Source organism: Faecalibacterium sp. IP-3-29 (assembly GCF_023347335.1).
Taxonomy (GTDB): domain Bacteria; phylum Bacillota; class Clostridia; order Oscillospirales; family Ruminococcaceae; genus Faecalibacterium; species Faecalibacterium duncaniae.
Map to the genome: position 1 here is coordinate 936,005 of NZ_CP094471.1, position 19,263 is coordinate 955,267.

A 19,263-nucleotide genomic window follows, 5' to 3' on the forward strand; every position below is an offset into this window, starting at 1 on the left:
AGTATGTCCAATTTGTTGTGCACTCTGCGAATAGACAAACCGTCCATCTTCCTGTATAATAAAGCCAGAAACCAGAGAAGTACAGCAGAAGCTCAAATGAGAGCTAACCCCGCTGACTTTAAGCAGAAAGGAGCGAGACCGATGGTTGATATGGAACCCGCACAGTTCGGACAGACTGTCGGGATTCGCTGAGAAGCAAAACAGAGGCTCTCCACAAACGGGATGTTTCCCCCGTATAACAAAACAAATCAAAGAGCCGGTCTTGAGCATCAAAAATGCGAAAACAGTACAGTCTGTCAGAATAAATCCCCTGGCAATTCAAATAGATCCGCCCGAGGTGATCTCCCATGATGAGGACAGTTACACGGATGCACCTGTTTGAATGACCAAAAAGGAGTAACTCCAATGTACTAAGCAATGGAATCCCTGGCAAATCTAACTCGAAAGAATGTGGTAATATGAAATTCATCTTCAGAATCTCGGTACCGCAGTCCAACAGTTAAGAGAAGGGTCAGTCCAATGTACTAGAGTAGTTCATCCCCTTGCATAGAACTCTTCAGTTTCAGGTAGTTTCTAAGGAGAGTCACCCTATGAAACGCATACTCCGAAAATGAGAGAACCCAAGGAGAAGAGGCTTATGACTCCGAAGAAGTAAGTATCCAGCCGGACGAGCGCTTGCAAACGCCTCGATCCGGCTGGTTTTTTGTTGTGCGGCCGTTGTTTGCGGGCGGGGCCTTCCCTTTTGTAGAGTTGAATTCCGTCCTTGTTTTTTCCATGGCCGTGTGTTATTCTGATAGAAAAGGAGGTGCATTTCCTATGACAGGTTCTGTTCTTTTTACAATCGTACTCACGGTACTGTGGTTTATTACTGGCGTGCGCGACCTGATGGGCAAGGATCCGCTCATTAACCTCCCATTCAACCAGTATAACCGTGACCCTGAATATCGGGCGTTCTGGCAGAAGAAAAATGGCATCTGGGAGTTGGCAAACGGTATTACGTTTGGCCTTTCCAATGTTCTGATCGTGTTCCCAGAGGCCCGCACAGCCCGCACCGTGGTCTTGGTGATTATGGTGATCGTGGATGTCATCTACGTCGTTGCGTATGAATCGTGGGAGCACAGCAACGACTAAAAATAGAGCTCTGCCGTTTCTCAAAAACCAATTGCACCTCCTGCATTTCTCTGCTACAATGGAGAAAACGCAGGAGGTATTTTTATGGTCAAGCATATCATTCTCTGGCAGCTTAAGGACGAGCTTTCTGCCGCCGAAAAGGCAGAGATCAAGGCGAACATCAAAACCGGGCTGGAGGGCCTGGCAGGGCAGATCCCGGGCCTTGTGGAGGTACATGTGAACATCAACGGCCTGCCCTCTTCCAACGCAGACCTGATGCTGGACACCACCTTTACCGATGCAGCCGCCCTCAAGGGCTACTCCACCCACCCCGCCCATGTGGCTGTGGCCGATGGCAAGGTGCGCCCCTACACCAAGACCCGCGTCTGCCTGGACTTTGAAGTGTAACTGAACATGCAAAAAGAACACCCCCTCTGCGGCGCAGCTTCAGAAACTGCCGTGCAGAGGGGGTGTATTTTGTGTTATGAGCAGATGGAACGCTTAGCGAGCGTCACGGTTTGCCTCGTACTCGTCCATGGAGATGTAGTGGTCGAGGACGTGGATACCCTTCAGGCGCTTATTGGAGAAGCCGATGGAAGCGTACTGGCCCTCCCAGTAGTTCAGGCGGGTCGCCAGATAGGCGGGCACGCTCATGCCGCGCGGAATGACCAGTGCGTTGGTGATGAGCAGAGCCTCGGCATCGGCAAAGGCCTTGTAGCGGGCATCGATGTCATCGGTGATCTGCTTTGCAGCCTCGATGGCGTTCATGTAGGCCATGACAGCATCTGCGGTCTCGCCGGTGATGAAGCCGTCTTCCACGCCGGTGCGCAGGTAAGCATAGCGCATTCCACGGGAATCCTTAGCCTGATAGAACGGGTCAGTCTCGGTCTCGGGGTCGGAGTAGTCAGCGCCCCAGTTGCAGAGCAGGAACTCGAACTTGCCGTTGCGGCGCACAGCAGACAGGAAGCTGTCGGAGGGGCCGGCGGTGATGATGATGTCGATGAAGTCGGTGCCGTCGTTCAGCACACCCTCCAGCTGCTGCTTGAGCACCTGGCACTGCTTGTCCCAGTCGGTGGAGGAGGGGTTGTAGGGCAGCTGCACCTTGATGGGGAAGGTGACCCCCTGTGCGGTCAGCTCCTCAATGGCGGCATCACGGTACTCCTTGGCCTTGGCCTCGTCAAAGAACTCGGTCAGGTCGGCCAGGCCGCCGCACTTGGTGTAGTCCACGCCATCGGTGGTGGCGCAGAAGTTCGGGGGAGTGATGGTGTTCAGCTTGTAGCTGTCGTAGGCCAGAGGTGCGCTGACAGCCAGCGTAACAGCGTTGTTGATGCCGTACAGGAAGGCCTTGCGAAAGTTGGTGTTGTTGATGGCCTTGGCCCAGTTCTCGGGCTCGTATTCTGCATCCACACCCTCAACGCTCCAGTTGGAGAACTCGTGTGCAAAAGGCATGAAGTTGAACATGTAGAAGTAGGTGTAGTTGGTGTTGGGACGATCCATGGAGACCATGTCCTTGGTGGTATCGTCAGCCAGCCAGCTGTCCAGAATATCGGAGCCGATGGTGGCTTCGTCGATCTCGCCGCGCTTGATCATCTCGGGGCCGTTCACGGCAGCCTCGGCGTTGTAAATGCGGCTGATGGTGTCGATAAAGACATTGTCCGCATCGTAGTTCTCGGGGTTCTTCTTCATGATCCAGGTTTCCAGAGACTCGTAATCAGACAGGTAGAACGCACCGCAGCTGTACAGGGTCTCGGCGCTGGTGGCATACTGGTCGCCCATCTCGCTCAGCAGGGGGCCGTAGGCGGGCTCATAGGGCAGGTAGCACAGCAGGCTCAGGAAGCCGGGGAAATCGTAAGTCAGGGTGTAGGTCAGGGTGTGGTCATCCACAGCGGTCACGCCCACGGAATCAAAGTCCACGGGGGCGTAGGTGGAAGCGGTGCCGTCTGCTGCAGTCACGGTCACGTTGCCGCTGCCATCGGTGACATAGGTGGTGCCGTCATCGTCCACAGTGCCGTTCTCGGCATTGGTCAGGTAGACGTGATAGTTGTAGTAATCATCCGCACCGGCGATGTAGGCGGTGACCAGGCCCACGTTGGAGGAGGCGTAATCCGGGGTCAGCACATACTGCAGGGCATCCACAAAGTCCTGTGCGGTCACGGGGGCAACGACTTCGCCGTTGTTGTCCACCCAGTTCTCCTCGCGCAGGGTGAAGGTCCAGGTCAGGGTGTCGGCATCCCACTCCCACTTGGTGGCCAGGCCCTCGCGCATCACGCCCTTGTTGTCGTACTCGACCAGGGTGTCCACACAGTTTGCACCCACGACCATTTCCAGGTCGGTGGCGGTGGTCAGATAGTTCAGGGTCGCAGGCTGGCTGGAATAAAGCACGGTGTACTTGCTGGTATCCGCACCGGAAGCAGAGCCGGAGGAGCTGCCGCCGCTCTTGCCGCCGCAGCTGGACAGCAGACCGGCGGCGCAGGCACCTGCGGCTGCCAGGCCGCTTGCCTTGAGGAACTGACGACGAGAAATAGACTGTTTCATAATGAAATTCCCTCTTTTCTTCGTGTTGAAGTCTGGTTGCCGCCCAAAGCCGACAGGCCCGCTGTTTCCCGGCAGCGGGAAGCAAAAAAGCGTAACGGAAACACATCCGTTACGCCTTTGTAACTTGTCCTTCCGACCACAGCTGGGTGGTTAAGAAGAATTATAGCATTATTTTGGGGTTGCGTCAATGGGAAACATGCTCGCCCTCTCAGTCATTGCTCGGCAATGCCAGCTCTCCCAAAGGGAGAGCCTTTGGCAAACTGGGAAAGCAAGTTTTATTCATTTACAGTGGAAGTGACCGGAACGCCAGGGGCTCCCCCTTCGGGGGAGCTGCCGCCGATAGGCGGCTGAGAGGGTGAGGCATTTTTAATTTCTTCTGCCAGCTCCTTTGCAGCTGCTTCTGCAGCCTTTTTGGCCTCGCGCTCGGCCTGACGCTCCTTGGCACGAGCCACAGCCTCCTCCTGACGCTTTTTGGTGCGCAGCTTGATGCGGCAGACAGAACAGATGCCGTCCGCACAGTTGGGCGCAATGGGCTTGCCGCATTCCTTGCAGAGGGTCTTGGTGCACTTGTAGACACTGACAGGGCCAAGGCTGGTGAGCTGGCGCAGCTTCAGGCCGTCCAGACCGCCGTTGGAGCAGGCGGCAACGCAGACCCCGCACTCGCTGCACTTCCACGGCGTGATCACCGCGCGGGTCTGGCCGTCGGGCAGGTCCTCAAACTTGATGGCACCGCTGCGGCAGCTCTTCTCACACCGGCCGCAGGCAAAGCACTTCTGGGTGAAGTTGGGCAGGTGGTAGCCATAGCGCAGGGGCGTTTCGGACACCGCCTTGAGCTGCTTGGTGTACTGGTGGAGCAGCAGCCGGAAATCTTGGCTGCTCTCGTCCTCGCTGCGCAGGCCGGGCAGCATCCGCAGCAGCTGCTTGGTGCCCTTTTTGGAGCCGGAGGTCACCTGCTCCATCATCTCACGGCGGGAGTATTCCTTGACGTGGAAGGGGGCATCGTCCAGCTCGTATGCCAGCGTGAACCGGGCCTCGAACAGGGGCTGGCCGAAGAACTCCACCAGCCGGGTCAGAACGGCACGCAGATGCTCGGCGCAGACATCGTTCTCGCACTCGCCGCAGGGGGTCAGGTCGAGGACGATCTTCTTGTTCAGGGCAAGGTAGGCCAGCGCTTCCCACGAATAAGCCGAGACGCAGGTGCGCACCACGGTGTTTTTCCGGGTGGATTTTTCGCAGCCGATCCAGATGGTGTCGCCATCGCTGTCGGCGGGGGAGATATCCCGCTGCACCTGCTCCGGCGAGGGGGCAATGCAGCCCGACCGGCAGGCCGAGACGCATAGGCCGCAGTCGGTGCAGGGATCCCAGTCCTTGACAAGGTTGGGGCGGGTGAAGATCTCATCGCCATAGGGGCAGATATCCTTGCAGGCTGTGCAGGGGGTGCGGTGGGGGTGCAGGTTCCAGCACTGCTTGCGGTTTACTTCAGGGTGGGTGGTCTTCATCAGCGCATCCATGGCGTAGCGCGTAAAGATACTCATAGGATCACTCCTTTTCAGGGTCCATCACCGTGGTGATGGCGGCGTTGTCCAGCAGGAAGCGCTGGACTTTCTGTGCAACCAGTGCGGCGGCAAGGGTGTCCGGGCTCAGCACCCGGCGGATATCGGCCTCCGGGGTGTCCTGCAGCTGGGACAGGCGGCGGTACTCGTTGTTGACCTCCAGCGTGCTCACGGTGATGTTTTCGGCTTCAGCAATGGAGCGGGAGGCCAGCATGGAGCGCAGATTCCGCTCGGCAGCATCACGGTAGCCTGCCCGCAGGGCGGCAGCGGTGGTGTGGCTGTTCTTGCAGTGTTTTTCCAACGTGATGTTGCTGCGGGAGAGCCGCTGCTCCAGCATCCGCATCTCGTTGTCGGCGGTACGGTCCAGCATGGCCTCGGGCAGGTCCACGGTCAGGTTGGCACCGGCCTTTGCCAGCAGTTCCTGCCCAGCGGCGCGGTCGGCGGCATCTTCGTGGATCTTCCGCTTTTTGGCCCGCACGGCCTCGCGCATGGCGGCAAGGTCTGCATAGCCCTGTGCCCGGGCAAAGTCCTCGTTCAGCTCCGGGGTGGTCTTTTCGGCCACGGAGTGCAGCTTGATCTCAAACTGCGCGGTCTTGCCGGAGAGCTCCTCCACCCGGAACTGCTCCGGGTAAGTGAAATCAAAGCGGAAGGTCTCGCCAGCGGTGTGGCCGTAGATAGCATCTTCGGCGGCGGGCATCAGCTTGCCGTCCCCCAGAACCACCATCACCTTTTCCATCCGGCTGTCGGGGATCTCCTCCCCGTCCATGAAGCCGACAAAATCCAGCAGGACCCGGCTGCCGCGCTTGGCGGGGGCAGTGGAGTTGTGGTAAATGGAGCGCATCCGGGCCTGGTGGACCATCTCCTGGTCAATGGTCTTTTCGGAAAGCGGCCGCACATGGCGGGTGACAGCCAGCCCCTTGTACTGGCCTAATTTTACTTCCGGCAGATTTTTTGCGTTGTTGGACATATCGTTTTACTCTCCTTTTATAAACCATGAACAGCCAGCCAGTTTTCCACAACTGCGGAAAACATTTCTGGGTATTTGGCGTTTTCAGCATCAAATTCATGGAGATAGGTCTCCACCTCCTCACGTGTCACGGGAGTGGTGCGTTCCCAGATCGTGAACACCGTGCCGTTGCCCATATCGAAGGTCGCAACTTGCTGGTGGGTAGTCTCTCTCAGCTGAAGAAAAACGGCGTTGAACCGGTGGCCCAGTTCCGTGTCCGGAGCCAGTGAGAGGGGGAACGGGTCTGCAGTTACCACATATCTGGCATCAAAGAAACCGGTGGGGAAATAGTGGGTGCCCGGCACTGAGAAGCTGTCCGGCAACTTGCCGTCCAGTGCATGGTTGGGCAGGTCACAGTTCCGCAGGTGGCCGGGATTGTAGAGCATGTCATCCGGGATCATATAGGCGACCTCACCCTCCCCCAGATGTTCAACCAGCCATTGCGCCATGGCTTGAATCTGCGGTTTGTCCTTGCGGTCATAGGTCAGCTCGTCCAGCCGCTGATACTCAGCAAGGTCTGCCGGGTGGAACGCATGGATAACGAACTCTGGCAAGGCCATGACAGTGAGCGGGGAGCACCGCACCGACACGGCGAACAACAGTGTAAAGACCCAGAAACAAAGCTTTGGTATTTTGAAATGCTCGATACTCTCTGCCAGACCCGCCGCACCGCAGAGAAACAGAATGACATAGGCGGGCACGTACAGCAGCATCTGATGGGAGCCGGAATTCTGCACTCGGGTAAACAAGAGCATACTGAGCATCAGCTCACACAGCGCCAACACAGGCAGGCTGGGCTTTTTCCGCTTGACGCAGAGCCACAAACCAAACAGGATCAAAATAAGGTTCAGCAGGCCGGTGCGCATGGCATGATAATAGAGCTCTACTGCAATGCCGCCGACATTATAGTACGAATAGCGGTCGGAGTAGTTAAAAGCCAGGATCTTACTGACCATGGGCCAGAGCAGAACCACCATTGCTGCCATGGCGCAGACACCAAACAGGATGAGGTTGCGTACTCGGCGCAGGGCAAGGCCCTTTTGGCCCTGTTTTGCGAGCTTTGCACTGCTTACAAAGAGCAGAAGCGCATAGGAAAAATAATAGCCCACCACAAAATATAAGTACCAGCGGCGGCTCAGGATAATCGCGGCCGTTGCCAGGAAGATGAGCACGAACCGCCCCGGCTCCAGCTTTTCAAAACGGTAGTCCAATGTGAGGAGCAGAATGGCAAAAGCGAAGATCAGACCGAACCAGTCCGGCTGTGCCAGCATAGCGCTCATTCGCAGGAACGGATAGGTCAGCACCCAGGAAAAGCCGATGATAAAATACCAGAACTTATTCTTGACCTCCAGAATCTGCCCGATTTTGATCGTGAGACCAGCCAGCATCAGCATAAGGCTGGGGAGCACACAGAAAACCTGCGCAAAAGCGTAGCTGTCACCCGTTTTTGCGGTGAGGCAGAACGGGAACTCAGTGAACAAGGTGATGAAATTGGTGTAGTCTTCAGAAAATGTGCTTATGATATACTTAAAACCGGCCACCGGACCCAGCGCAAAAGCCGCTTCGGTATTGAACTGCTTCTGAATGTAGTTCACATAATCCCAGGCGTAGATGAACTGCCGCCGCCCCAGCGCCCAATAGAAGTAGAGCACAGCTCCGGCCCAGAAGGCGATGATGGCTGCGCGGTGGAAGAAGTCCAGCTCCACACCGGCAGTGTGCAGCACCCACAGCGCGCCGTAGAACAGCACACAGCTGCACCACAGGCTCACCAGCGGGAAGAACGCCGCCGCGGTGGGGAACAGCAGACCCACCAGCACCAGCAGGAGTGCCCCGGCACCAAGCCCGATGCCGCCCTTTGCCCAGGGCGAAAGGGTCTTCTTTTCAGAAAGTATCGTTGACATTGTACATGCTCCTCGGTTTTGAACCACAATATTACAGCTTACAGTATAATGGTTCCGGGCGGCACAGGCAAGAGGGCAGGCCCCCGGAAGATAAAATATCCCGCCTGCATTTCAGCAGACGGGATATTTTGAATGTGATATTACTTTTTGGAATTTTGCTTTGCCGCGATGGTGGCCTTGCGCTTCTGGGCGGCGGCCTTGCGGGCAGAGGCCTGCGCGGCCTCCGGGTGGGGAGCCTCCGGCGTGATGCGGTACATCCGGCTGCCCATGGCGGGCAGATCCACGCTCAAGGTGTAGTCCCGGCCGTACACGCCGCCATCGGTGGTGTGCAGGTGTCTGGTGCGGCTGCGGTCCGCACCGTTCCAGCAGGCAGCCTCGCTGTTCAGCAGCTCATCGGCGGCGCAGGGATACTGGAAGTAGAGCGGGAACTTTTTGTGGGAGGTATTCTGGGTGTTCATCACACAGAGGATGGTCTGGCCCGCGCCCTTCCGCAGCCAGGCGTACACGCCTTCGTCCCGGCTCTCGCAGGCGATCCACTCAAAGCAGTTCGGGTTGTATTCGCCATCGTAGAGGGCGGGTTCGGTGGCATACAGGCGGCCCAGCTCGGCAAAATATTTCTGGAAGCTGTCGTGGAAGGGATACTTCATCAGGCCCCAGTCCAGCTCCTTTTTCTCATCCCACTCCCGGAAATGCCCCAGCTCATTGCCCATAAAGTTCAGCTTTTTGCCCGGGTGGGTGTACATGTAGAAGTAAAGGGTGCGCAGCTGGGCACATTTTTCCTCGTAGGTGCCCCACAGCTTATCAATGATGGTCTTTTTGCCGTGCACCACCTCGTCGTGGCTGAGTGCCAGCAGATACAGCTCATTGTAGAAATACTGCATACTGAAGGTCAGCTTGTGGTAGGCATCGGGCCGCTCACCAAAGGGCGTGGCAAAATAATCCAGCGTGTCGTGCATCCAGCCCATGTCCCACTTGTAATCGAAACCGATGCCGTCGTAGCGGGTGGGGGCGGTGACCTTGAGGAAGTTGGTGGAGTCCTCAGCGGTGTAGATGCCGGTGGGCCAGCGCTCGTTCAGGCCGTGGTTCAGGTTCCGCAGGAAGGTAACAGCGCCCTCGTTCACGCCGCGGTTGGGGTCGCCCTGCCAATAAAGGGCGCGGGAGATGGCATCCATCCGGATGCCGTCGCAGTGGTAGACATCCATCCAGAGGGCAGCGGCGCTGTTCAGGAAGCTGCACACCTCCCGGCGGTAATAGTTGAAGTTGCAGGTGCCCCACTCGCTGTGGCCCACATCGCTGTCGTACTCGTAGAGGTGGGTGCCGTCAAAGTTGGCGAGCGCGTCGCCGTTGGCGGCAAAGTGGACGGGCACAAAGTCCATGATGACACCAATGCCCATCCGGTGGCAGGCATTGACAAAGGCTGCAAAGTCGGCAGGGTCGCCGTAGCGGCTGGTGACAGAGAAGTAACCGGTGGTCTGGTAGCCCCAGCTGCCGTCAAAGGGATGCTCTGCCAGCGGCAGCAGCTCCACATGAGTGAAGCGGTGATCCAGCAGCCAGGGGATCAGCTCCCGGGCCAGCTCCCGGTAATTGTACCAGCCGTCCGAGCCGTCCTCGCGGGTGGCGTTGGGCTTGTGCTTCCAGCTGCCTGCATGGAGCTCGTAGATGTTCAGGGGCAGATTGCGGCACTTGTCCCGCCGCTCCATCCAGCTGGAATCGTCAAAGGCAAAGTCCATCCGGGCCAGTCTGCTGGCCGTGCCGGGCCGCAGCTCGGTGGAAAAGGCGTAGGGGTCAGCCCGCATCACGGTGCTGCCATCCTTGCCATGGATGCGGTATTTGTACAGCTCTCCCTCGGCAAGGCCGGGCACAAAGCCGCTCCACACGCCGGTGTCAGCCTTTTGCATGGGAACGCCCGGCCCCCAGCCGTCAAAGCCGCCGCAGATCTCCACAGCCACAGCACCCGGGGCCCACACGGCAAACCGCCAGCCCTCCTGCCCAAAGTCATCCCGGCAGGGGTGCGCGCCCAGCACACGGTAGGCATCAAAGCATTCGCCCGCAAAGAACGAGCGGTCGATGGTGGGAAAATTCATGCAGATTTCTCCTTTTCTCAACGGGATACACCCGGTCATATTTACCAATAATTTTTAATCAAAATCATCACACTTGCTGATTTTAACAGAGACTATGTAGAAAATTTATCAAATATCCACACAATTGGCGGAGTTTGTGGTATACTGAGCCTGCCGCTGCTGGGCGGCAGAAGAAATGATATGGGAGAGAGTAACTATGGCATGGTATGATACCGCAGTTTTTTATCACATTTATCCGCTGGGCCTGTGCGGCTGTGCGCACGAAAACGACGGCCGGCCCACACCGGGCGCGTTCGCAAAGCTGAACGCCTGGGCCGAGCACGCCTCCAAAGACCTGGGCTGCACGGCCATTTATATCGGCCCGCTGTTCGAGAGCGGCTCCCACGGCTATGATACCATCGATTACCGCCGGGTGGACCGCCGCCTGGGCACCAACGAGGAGTTCAGGGAGTTCGTGGCCAACTGCCACGCCCGGGGCCAGAAGGTCATTGTGGACGGTGTGTTCAACCATGTGGGCCGGGATTTCTTTGCCTTCAAAGACCTGCAGGCCAACCGCGAGAACTCCCGCTATAAGGACTGGTTCTGCGATGTGAACTTCTGGGGCAACAACGAGTACAACGACGGCTTTTCTTACGGCAACTGGGGTGGCTTCAACCTGCTGGTCAAGCTGAACCAGCGCAACCCCGAGGTGCAGAACTACCATTATGATACCATCCGCTTCTGGGTCGATGCATTCGACATTGACGGCATCCGGCTGGATGCAGCGGATGTGCTGGACTTCGACTTTATGAAGGGCCTGCGCCGCCTTGCCAACGAGGTCAAGCCTGAGTTCTGGCTGATGGGCGAGGTCATCCACGGCGATTACAGCCGCTGGGCCAACCCTGAAATGCTCCATTCCGTTACCAACTATGAGCTGCACAAGGGCCTGTGGAGCGGCCACAACGACCACAACTATTTTGAAATCGCACACACCATGCGCCGTCTGCAGGGGCTCTGCCACGACACCCGGCTCTATACCTTCTCTGACAACCACGATGTGGAGCGCCTGCCCAATAAACTGCGGAACAAGGCGCACATCCGGCACATTGCAATTCTAGTATACACGCTTTGGGGCATTCCGTCCATCTATTACGGCTCCGAATTTGGCATCGAGGGCAAAAAGGAGTGGGGCAGTGACTGGCCCCTGCGCCCCTGCCTGGAGCTGGATAAATTCCGGGATGACCTGACCACCAACCCTGTCACCAGTGTGTACGCCGCATTGGGCAGGCTGAAGGCCGAATACCCGGCCCTGAGCTGGGGCGAGGTGAAGGAGCTCCAGCTGACCACCCAGTGCTATGCCTTTGCCCGGGTGCTGGATGGAAAAGCCCTCGTGGCCGTATTCAACAACGGCGACGGCCCGGCGGAAATGGAGTTCCAGCTGCCGGTGGAGGCCAACGCTGCAACGGACCTGCTGGCCGATACCGTGGGCGCTGAGAATGTGATGACCAGCCTTGCATCTGGCCGGATGAAGGTCCAGCTGCCCTCCAATTATGCCACGGTCCTGCGTCTGGATTGACAGGACACCTGTCATGCACTATTATAATAGGGAAAAATGCTGACAGGGGGAACAACAATGAACGCAGCACAGCGCCGGGAAAAGATCTTGCAACAGCTCCATGGGGCCAGCGCACCCATCAGTGCCAGTGCACTGGCCGCAAAGCTGGGGGTCAGCCGCCAGATCGTGGTGGGGGACGTGGCCCTTCTGCGGGCAGGCGGGGCCGAAATCGAGGCCACCCCGCGCGGGTATCAGTTCCACCCGACCCCCGGCGGCTACACCGGCATCCTGGCCTGTGTGCACAGGACCGCCGATGAGATGCGCACCGAGCTTTACACGGTGGTGGATCAGGGAGGCGTGGTGGTCGATGTGGCGGTGGAAAACCCGCTTTACGGCGAACTGCGGGGCAACCTGAACCTCGCCAGCCGATACGATGTGGACACCTTTATCACCCAGGCAGCCAATACCCCGGAGTGCCTGCTCAGCCGGATGACCGGCGGCGTGCATCTGCACACTCTTCGCTGCCCGGATGAAGAAACATTCCAGAGGATCGAAGCCGCATTGAGAGAGAAAGGGATTCTCTATTGATATTGTAAGAAAACTCGAACAAACTGTCTATCCCCGAAAAAAGAAAAGCGTTGGATATCCAACGAAACAATGAAAGTGGTGGATTATTTTGGACATCCGCATTGAAAAGACTGACCGCGCCATCGAAAAGGCATTCATGGAGCTGCGTGCCCGCCAGCCGCTGGAGAAGATCAGGATCAAAGACCTGTGCACACTGGCCAAGGTGAACAAATCCACCTTTTATGCCCACTATGAGGATATCTATGAGCTGTCCAGCCGGTTGGAGAACAAGCTCATCCATGTCATTCTGGACAGTGTGCCCAATGTGGGGCTTACCGCTGCACACACAGAGCAGCTGACCCGTGAACTGTTCCATGCCTTTGTTCAGAACCAGGAGGCGGTGAACATCCTGTTCTCCGGGGCAAGGCAGGGGATCTTTGCCAACTGCATTGAAAAGGGTCTGCGAGACCGTCTGGCTGCCAAAGACCCCGCCTTTGCAGCGGACCCCGACCGGGGCATCCTGCTTTCGTTCTGCGTGCAGGGCTGCTTCTATGCCTTTGCCAACAACAGCGGCCAGATGGACGTGGAACATCTGGTCGATCTGCTGGCTGTGATCGCCAAGGCGGCGCAAAGCCTGAACCGATGACAGAATCGTAATCATGAGAAAGGCTCCTGCTTTCGCAGGAGCCTTTCTCATTTAAAATATATGGAAACCGGTTCTTTTTATTGTTTCAATTCATAGCTCCAGCCTTTGTGAACATCTGTTCGACCTGCGCGGCGAGCAGGCTGTGCTCCGGCGCTTCCAGCAGGGGGTCTGCGGCCAGCAGAGCGGCGGCCTCGGCCTGAGCGGCGTGAAGGGTGCGGGTGTCGTTCATCAGGTCGGCGATCTGCAGGGTGGGCAGGCCGTGCTGTCGGCTGCCGAAAAAGTCGCCGGGGCCGCGGGTCTCAAGGTCGAACTGCGCCACGGCAAAGCCGTCCGAGGTGGAGCAGAGGAACTTGAGCCGCTTCTGGACGCTCTCGGCGGTGTTGTCGCTGACAAGGAAGCACCAGCTCTCGGCGGCACCCCGGCCCACGCGGCCCCGCAGCTGGTGCAGGGCACTCAGGCCGTAGCGTTCGGCATTCTCGATGACCATGACGGTGGCGTTGGGGACATCCACGCCCACCTCGATGACGGTGGTGGATACCAGGGCATCCAGCCGGCCGGCTTTGAAATCGTCCATTACAGCGGCTTTTTCTTTTGGCTTGAGCTTACCGTGCATCAGACCGACCCGGCGGTCAGGGAGAAGGGCTTTGGCAATGTCCTCGTAGTAGCTCTTTACGGCGTTCAGCCCGCCGTCCGGCGTGTCCTCGATGGCGGGACAGACGATATATACCTGCCGTCCGGCTCCAATCTCCCGGTCAAGAAAGCCGTAGAGATCCCGCCGCTTTTTTCCGGTGATGCACCGGGTCTTGACGGGCTTGCGGCCCGGGGGCAGCTCATCAAGGATAGAGATGTCCAGATCACCGTAGATCAGCAGGCCCAATGTGCGTGGAATGGGCGTGGCGCTCATCACCAGCAGATGGGGGTTTGCGGCCTTTTCGGCCAGCATTCCGCGCTGGCGCACGCCGAAGCGATGCTGCTCGTCCACCACAGCCAGACCCAGCCGGGCAAACTCCACGCCCTCACTCAGGATGGCGTGGGTGCCCACCACAAGGTCGGCTTCGTCACTGCGGATGGCAGCCAGCGTGGTGCGGCGGGCGGCGGCCTTCATGCCGCCGGTCAGCAGGGCTACACGCATCCCGAAGGGGGCCAGCATCCGGTTCAGATTCTCTGCGTGCTGGGCGGCAAGGATCTCGGTGGGGGCCAGCAGGGCCGCCTGATATCCGCTGCGGATGCAGGCCCAGATGGCGGCGGCGGCAACCAGCGTCTTGCCGCTGCCCACATCGCCCTGCAAAAGGCGGTTCATGGAGGTGCTGCCGGACAGATCGGTCAGAATTTCGTCTACGGCCCGGCGCTGGGCACCGGTGGGGGAGAAGGGGAGTGATGCCCAGAAGGGGGCCGGGTCGAGCCGCTGCATGGGTGCACCGGTGGAGGCGCTGCCCCGGTTCTTCATTCGTCCAATGCCCAACTGGAGCACCAGCAGCTCCTCGTAGATGAGCCGCCGCCGGGCTGCAAAAGCCTCCTCCTCCGTGGCAGGGCAGTGGATGGCCCGCACGGCATCGGCCTTGGAGAGCAGGCGGTATTTTTTCAGCATCTCCTCTGGCAGCGGGTCGGGCAGGAGTTCCGCATGGGGGAGCAGCTGCCGGATGCATTTTGCAATCACGGTGCTGGAAAGCCCCTCGGTCTGGGGGTAAACGGCCTCGAAGGGAGCGGCGGTGATCTGTGCCGCCGTGCGCACCTGCGGGTTGACCATCTGACGGCGAAGCATCCCGCCGGTCACGATGCCCTCAAAATAGTATTCCTGCCCCAGCTCCAGCTTCTGGGTGGCATAGGGATTGTTGAACCAGGTGATCTCCAGGCTGGAAACATCGTCTCCGGCGGTGATGCGCTCCATCCGCCGCCCGCCCGGCAGGATGCGCCCGGCAGGTTTGGCGAACACCTCAGCCTTCACCACGCACTCGGTGTCTGGCGGGGCCTCGGCAATGGAGTAGGGACGGGAAAAATCGATGTAACGCCGGGGATAGTGGCAGAGCAGGTCGGCCAGTGTCACGATGCCCAGCTTCTCGAACCGCTCGGCGGTCTTGGGCCCCACGCCCTTGAGGTAGCGCACCGGCGTGTCCGGGGTCAGGGTGGTGTGATGTTCAGCGGGCATGGCAGGCCCTCCTTTCCGCAAAAATAGTATCCCCATTGTAACACGGGAACGGGGAAAAATCTGCCTTACAAAATTCGCTTTTGAAGATCCTCAACAGAAGGCAGCTGATTTTCAAACTCTTCCGGCAGGCAACTTGTGATACGGTATGCGCTGACTCCGATGGGTTTGCTCATATCTTTAAGGGAGTACTCTGCAACCAGATCGTTCTTGCTTTTGCAGAGAAGAAGGCCGATGGAAGGGTGATCCTGCTCTTTTTTCAGTAATCCATCTACCGCAGAAAGATAGAAATTGAGCTGTCCGGCATACTCTGGTTTGAATTCACCGGTTTTCAATTCGATCACAACATAACAGCGCAGGCTCAGATTATAAAACAGCAGGTCGATATAAAAATCATCACCGCCGACATTCAGATGATACTGGTTGCCCAAAAAAGCAAAGCCAGTGCCCAGCTCCAGCAAAAGCTTGGTGACATCTTTGACAAGAGCCTGCTCGATATCCCGCTCCAGCATATTTTCTTTCAAAGGGATAAAATCAAAGAGATAGGGGTCTTTCATCGTTTGCAAGGCAAGCTCACTTTGCGAGGCGGGCAGACGAGCTTCAAAATTTGTGATTTTTGATGCAATGGCCTGACGTTGATATAATCCACCCTCGATCTGATGAATCAAAACATTCCGAGACCAACCGTTTTCAATAACTTTTTCAGCGTACCATAGGCGTTCTTCTGGTGAGGAAAGCTTATCCAGGAGAACGGTATTGTGTCCCCACGGAATTTGTGCAACAGGCTGTTGCACAAATTCCTCGTCAGGGTAAGCAAGGGCAAATTTTGCCATATACTTCAAGTTCCGAACGGAATAACCGGAAGCGTCCGGAAAAGCAAGTTTGATATCGGCAGAAAGGCTTTCAATGAATTTGCTGCCCCAGGTCTTATGTGCATTGATCGTATTGCCGATCGTATGATAGAGAAGCAGAAGCTCTCGGTTGACACTGACAGATGCGCGATACTGCGCCGCGCGAATTTCCTGCTTGATGGATTCAACGGTATTCAGATATTCGCTGGAATTCAAGAGCACTTTGCCGGCCCCCTTCGCAAAATAGTATCACCATTGTAACACGGGAACGGGGAAAAGAAAAGCAAAACAAAAAATCCCGGAAGCCGCAGCTTCCGGGAACTTTTGGAGGTGACGACCAGATTTGAACTGGTGGATGAGGGTTTTGCAGACCCTTGCCTTACCACTTGGCCACGTCACCATATTTGGAGTGAATATTTCCACTCCATTTGGAGCGGCCGACGAGGCTCGAACTCGCTACCTCCACCTTGGCAAGGTGGCGCTCTACCAGATGAGCTACGGCCGCATATTGGTGCATTTACCCTTGCACCACAGGGAAAGACGACCCGGATCGGGCTCGAACCGACGACCCCCAGCGTGACAGGCTGGTGCTCTAACCAACTGAGCTACCGGGCCATATCCGGAGTGATTATTACCACTCCGTTATGGAGCGGCCGACGAGGCTCGAACTCGCTACCTCCACCTTGGCAAGGTGGCGCTCTACCAGATGAGCTACGGCCGCATATCAGAGGAACAGGAGTAATTCTTGTTCTTCTGAAAGGTGGTGCCTCCGATCGGAATCGAACCAATGACACGGGGATTTTCAGTCCCCTGCTCTACCGACTGAGCTACAGAGGCGCACCGGACGATGATTATTATACCTGAAATTTTGATTTTGTAAAGGGGTAAATTCAAATTTTTTGAAAAAAACTGAAATTTTTTTCGTTTTGTGCGTTTCAACGCGCAAAATAAGAATGACTTTTTGCGCGTTTTTCTGCCGGATCGGGAGGACAAGAAATCTGCCCGAAGAAATTGACAAGTAATACAACCTATGGTTTAATAAAAGAAAAGAACACCGACGCTTTTGCTCTTTACACATCGCTTATACTTATTATAAGGGAAAGAGCAAAGGCGTTTTGATTTGACGACCTGCTCATTACAAGAGAACAGGCCCGGAGGACAGCATGGCAAGAAAACAGGAATATGGCAACGAAAGCATTACTTCGCTGAAGGGTGCCGACCGTGTGCGCAAGCGCCCGGCCGTCATCTTTGGCTCAGACGGCGTGGAGGGCTGCGCCCACTCTATTTTTGAGATCGTCTCCAACTCCATCGATGAAGCCCGCGATGGCCACGGCGATACCATCAATGTGACCCGCTGCAAGGACGGCAGCGTGATCGTGGAGGACTTTGGCCGCGGTATGCCCGTGGACTGGAACAACGGCGAGGGCCGCTACAACTGGGAGCTGCTGTTCTGTGAGATGTACGCGGGCGGCAAATACGGTGAGGGCGAGGACAACTACGAGTTCAGCCTGGGCCTGAATGGTCTGGGCCTGTGCGCCACCCAGTACGCTTCTGCCTGGATGACCGCCGATATCTACCGCGACGGCTTTCATTACCACCTCGACTTCAAAAGGGGTGAGAACGTGGGCGGCCTGCAGAAGGAGCCCTACAAGGGCCGCCGTACCGGCAGCATCATCCACTGGAAGCCCGACGATGAGGTGTTTACGGACATTGACGTGCCCGGCAGCTACTATAAGGATGTGCTGCGCCGTCAGGCCGTGGTCAACGCGGGCCTGACTCTGAACTTTACGGACGAAAAGGAGAAGGACCCCGCCACCGGCAAGCCCTGGAAGGAGAGCTGGTGCTACCAGAACGGCATCGCCGACTATGTGCAGGAGGTGGCAGGAGAGGACACCCTGACCCCGGTGTTCAGCTGCGAAAGCGAGGCCTCCGGCCGTGACCGTGAGGATCAGCCGGATTATAAGGTGCGGATGAGCGCTGCCTTCTGCTTCTCCAATAAGGTGCAGCTGCTGGAATACTATCACAACTCCTCCTGGCTGGAACACGGCGGCAGCCCCGAGCACGCCGTCCGCACGGCTTTTGTCTACCAGATCAACAAATACCTGAAGGACAAGAACCTCTATAAGAAGGGCGAGAGCGCCATCAGCTTCCAGGATGTGCAGGACTGCCTGGTCTACGTCTCGTCCAGCTTCTCCACCCGTACCAGCTACGAGAACCAGACCAAAAAGGCCATCACGAACAAGTTCGTCTCGCAGGCCATGACTGATTTCCTCAAGCATTACCTGGAGGTCTACTTCCTTGAAAAGCCGGAGGAGGCCCAGAAAATCTGCCAGCAGGTGCTGGTGAACAAGCAGAGCCGCGAGCACGCCGAAAAGACCCGCCAGAGCATCAAAAAGACGCTCTCCACCCAGATCGATCTGGCCAACCGGGTGCAGAAGTTCGTGGACTGCCGCACCAAGGATGCTTCCCGCCGGGAACTCTACATCGTGGAGGGCGATTCCGCTATGGGCGCGGTCAAGCAGAGCCGCGACAGTGAATATCAGGCCATCATGCCCATCCGCGGCAAGATCCTGAACTGCCTGAAGGCCGATTACGCCCGCATCTTCAAGTCCGATGTCATCGTGGACCTTATCAAGGTCATGGGCTGCGGCGTGGAACTGGGCGGCAAGCACAACAAGGAGCTTGCCACCTTCAACATCGATAACCTGCGCTACAACAAGATTGTCATCTGTACCGATGCTGACGTGGACGGCTACCAGATCCGCACGCTGGTGCTGACCATGCTCTACCGGCTGACCCCCACTCTGATCAACGAGGGCTATGTCTATATCGCGGAATCGCCGCTGTATGAGATCACCACAAAGGACCACACCTATTTTGCCTACACCGAGCCAGAAAAGGCAGCTTTCCTGAAGGAGATCGGCGACAAAAAGTATACCATCCAGCGCTCCAAAGGTCTGGGCGAAAATGACCCCGAGATGATGTGGCTGACCACCATGAACCCCGAGAGCCGCCGCCTGATCAAGGTGCTGCCCACGGACGTGGAGGAAACGGCCCGGGTGTTTGACCTGCTGCTGGGAGACAACCTGGCCGGACGAAAAGAACATATTGCACAGCACGGCGCGGAATATCTGGATGATCTGGATGTGAGCTGACGAGGTAAACCCCTCCGTCAATGCTTTGCATTGCCACCTCCCCTAGTAGGGGAGGCCCTGGCGTTGCGGAACGCCCTGCGAGTTCCCCTCTATGCCAAGGGCCCCACTATTAGGGGGGCTGTCGAGCGTATGCGAGACTGAGGGGTTGGATCCGGGATATAGATGCTGATATAGAGGA

The 19,263-nt window shown here is 57.3% G+C and carries 13 protein-coding genes and 5 tRNA genes; 6 read left to right on the top strand and 12 right to left on the bottom strand.

The window, feature by feature from the left end; genetic code table 11:
- The first annotated feature begins 816 nt into the window (after nucleotides 1–816).
- A complete protein-coding gene (locus MTP40_RS04465; protein ID WP_005933091.1) occupies nucleotides 817–1,131 on the top strand; it encodes a hypothetical protein in 315 nt (104 codons plus the stop codon).
- An 84-nt stretch (nucleotides 1,132–1,215) separates the two neighbouring features.
- Nucleotides 1,216–1,518 (top strand): Dabb family protein, encoded by a 303-nt coding sequence (locus MTP40_RS04470; RefSeq protein ID WP_097770964.1) that lies wholly within the window; start codon nucleotides 1,216–1,218, stop codon nucleotides 1,516–1,518.
- Between the two features lie 93 nt (nucleotides 1,519–1,611).
- Here the strand turns inward: MTP40_RS04470 and MTP40_RS04475 are convergent, their stop codons facing one another.
- The 5 genes from MTP40_RS04475 to glgB form a co-directional block, all read right to left on the bottom strand.
- A complete protein-coding gene (locus MTP40_RS04475) occupies nucleotides 1,612–3,645 on the bottom strand; it encodes an ABC transporter substrate-binding protein (RefSeq protein WP_097772537.1) in 2,034 nt (677 codons plus the stop codon).
- Between the two features lie 275 nt (nucleotides 3,646–3,920).
- Entirely contained in the window at nucleotides 3,921–5,180 is a 1,260-nt protein-coding gene (locus tag MTP40_RS04480) for a 4Fe-4S dicluster domain-containing protein (RefSeq protein WP_005933096.1), read from the bottom strand.
- A 4-nt stretch (nucleotides 5,181–5,184) separates the two neighbouring features.
- The gene (gene tig, locus MTP40_RS04485) at nucleotides 5,185–6,165 is read right to left on the bottom strand and encodes a trigger factor (RefSeq protein WP_249259892.1); all 981 of its coding nucleotides are present in this window, start codon (nucleotides 6,163–6,165) and stop codon (nucleotides 5,185–5,187) included.
- 17 nt (nucleotides 6,166–6,182) lie between these two features.
- Nucleotides 6,183–8,105, bottom strand: a complete 1,923-nt coding sequence (locus MTP40_RS04490) for a hypothetical protein (RefSeq protein ID WP_097772534.1) — start codon at nucleotides 8,103–8,105, stop codon at nucleotides 6,183–6,185.
- A gap of 140 nt (nucleotides 8,106–8,245) precedes the next feature.
- Nucleotides 8,246–10,189 (bottom strand): 1,4-alpha-glucan branching protein GlgB, encoded by a 1,944-nt coding sequence (glgB, locus tag MTP40_RS04495; protein WP_249259893.1) that lies wholly within the window; start codon nucleotides 10,187–10,189, stop codon nucleotides 8,246–8,248.
- 196 nt (nucleotides 10,190–10,385) lie between these two features.
- Here glgB and MTP40_RS04500 point away from each other — a divergent pair, with 196 nt between their 5' ends.
- The 3 genes from MTP40_RS04500 to MTP40_RS04510 all read left to right on the top strand — a co-directional run bounded on the left by MTP40_RS04500 (nucleotide 10,386) and on the right by MTP40_RS04510 (nucleotide 12,936).
- Nucleotides 10,386–11,744: an alpha-amylase family glycosyl hydrolase gene (locus MTP40_RS04500; RefSeq protein WP_249259894.1), complete on the top strand. Its 1,359-nt coding sequence runs from the start codon at nucleotides 10,386–10,388 to the stop codon at nucleotides 11,742–11,744.
- A gap of 57 nt (nucleotides 11,745–11,801) precedes the next feature.
- Nucleotides 11,802–12,311: a transcription repressor NadR gene (locus MTP40_RS04505; RefSeq protein WP_005933106.1), complete on the top strand. Its 510-nt coding sequence runs from the start codon at nucleotides 11,802–11,804 to the stop codon at nucleotides 12,309–12,311.
- A gap of 88 nt (nucleotides 12,312–12,399) precedes the next feature.
- Nucleotides 12,400–12,936, top strand: a complete 537-nt coding sequence (locus MTP40_RS04510; protein ID WP_215697078.1) for a TetR/AcrR family transcriptional regulator — start codon at nucleotides 12,400–12,402, stop codon at nucleotides 12,934–12,936.
- 85 nt (nucleotides 12,937–13,021) lie between these two features.
- Here the strand turns inward: MTP40_RS04510 and recG are convergent, their stop codons facing one another.
- The 7 genes from recG to MTP40_RS04545 all read right to left on the bottom strand — a co-directional run bounded on the left by recG (nucleotide 13,022) and on the right by MTP40_RS04545 (nucleotide 16,767).
- Nucleotides 13,022–15,082, bottom strand: coding sequence for an ATP-dependent DNA helicase RecG (gene recG, locus MTP40_RS04515; protein WP_035394160.1), 2,061 nt, complete (start codon nucleotides 15,080–15,082; stop codon nucleotides 13,022–13,024).
- A gap of 65 nt (nucleotides 15,083–15,147) precedes the next feature.
- Entirely contained in the window at nucleotides 15,148–16,152 is a 1,005-nt protein-coding gene (locus MTP40_RS04520) for a PDDEXK nuclease domain-containing protein (protein ID WP_442900440.1), read from the bottom strand.
- 103 nt (nucleotides 16,153–16,255) lie between these two features.
- Nucleotides 16,256–16,330 (bottom strand) — tRNA-Cys (locus MTP40_RS04525).
- A 29-nt stretch (nucleotides 16,331–16,359) separates the two neighbouring features.
- Nucleotides 16,360–16,435, bottom strand: a tRNA-Gly gene (locus MTP40_RS04530).
- 36 nt (nucleotides 16,436–16,471) lie between these two features.
- Nucleotides 16,472–16,545 (bottom strand) — tRNA-Asp (locus MTP40_RS04535).
- Nucleotides 16,546–16,575: 30 nt separating this feature from the next.
- Nucleotides 16,576–16,651 (bottom strand) — tRNA-Gly (locus MTP40_RS04540).
- A 40-nt stretch (nucleotides 16,652–16,691) separates the two neighbouring features.
- Nucleotides 16,692–16,767, bottom strand: a tRNA-Phe gene (locus MTP40_RS04545).
- Nucleotides 16,768–17,093: 326 nt separating this feature from the next.
- Between MTP40_RS04545 and MTP40_RS04550 the strand changes: the two genes are divergently transcribed.
- Complete coding sequence (locus MTP40_RS04550) at nucleotides 17,094–19,085, top strand: DNA gyrase/topoisomerase IV subunit B (RefSeq protein ID WP_098922902.1); 1,992 nt, start codon at nucleotides 17,094–17,096, stop codon at nucleotides 19,083–19,085.
- The last annotated feature ends 178 nt before the right edge of the window (nucleotides 19,086–19,263 follow it).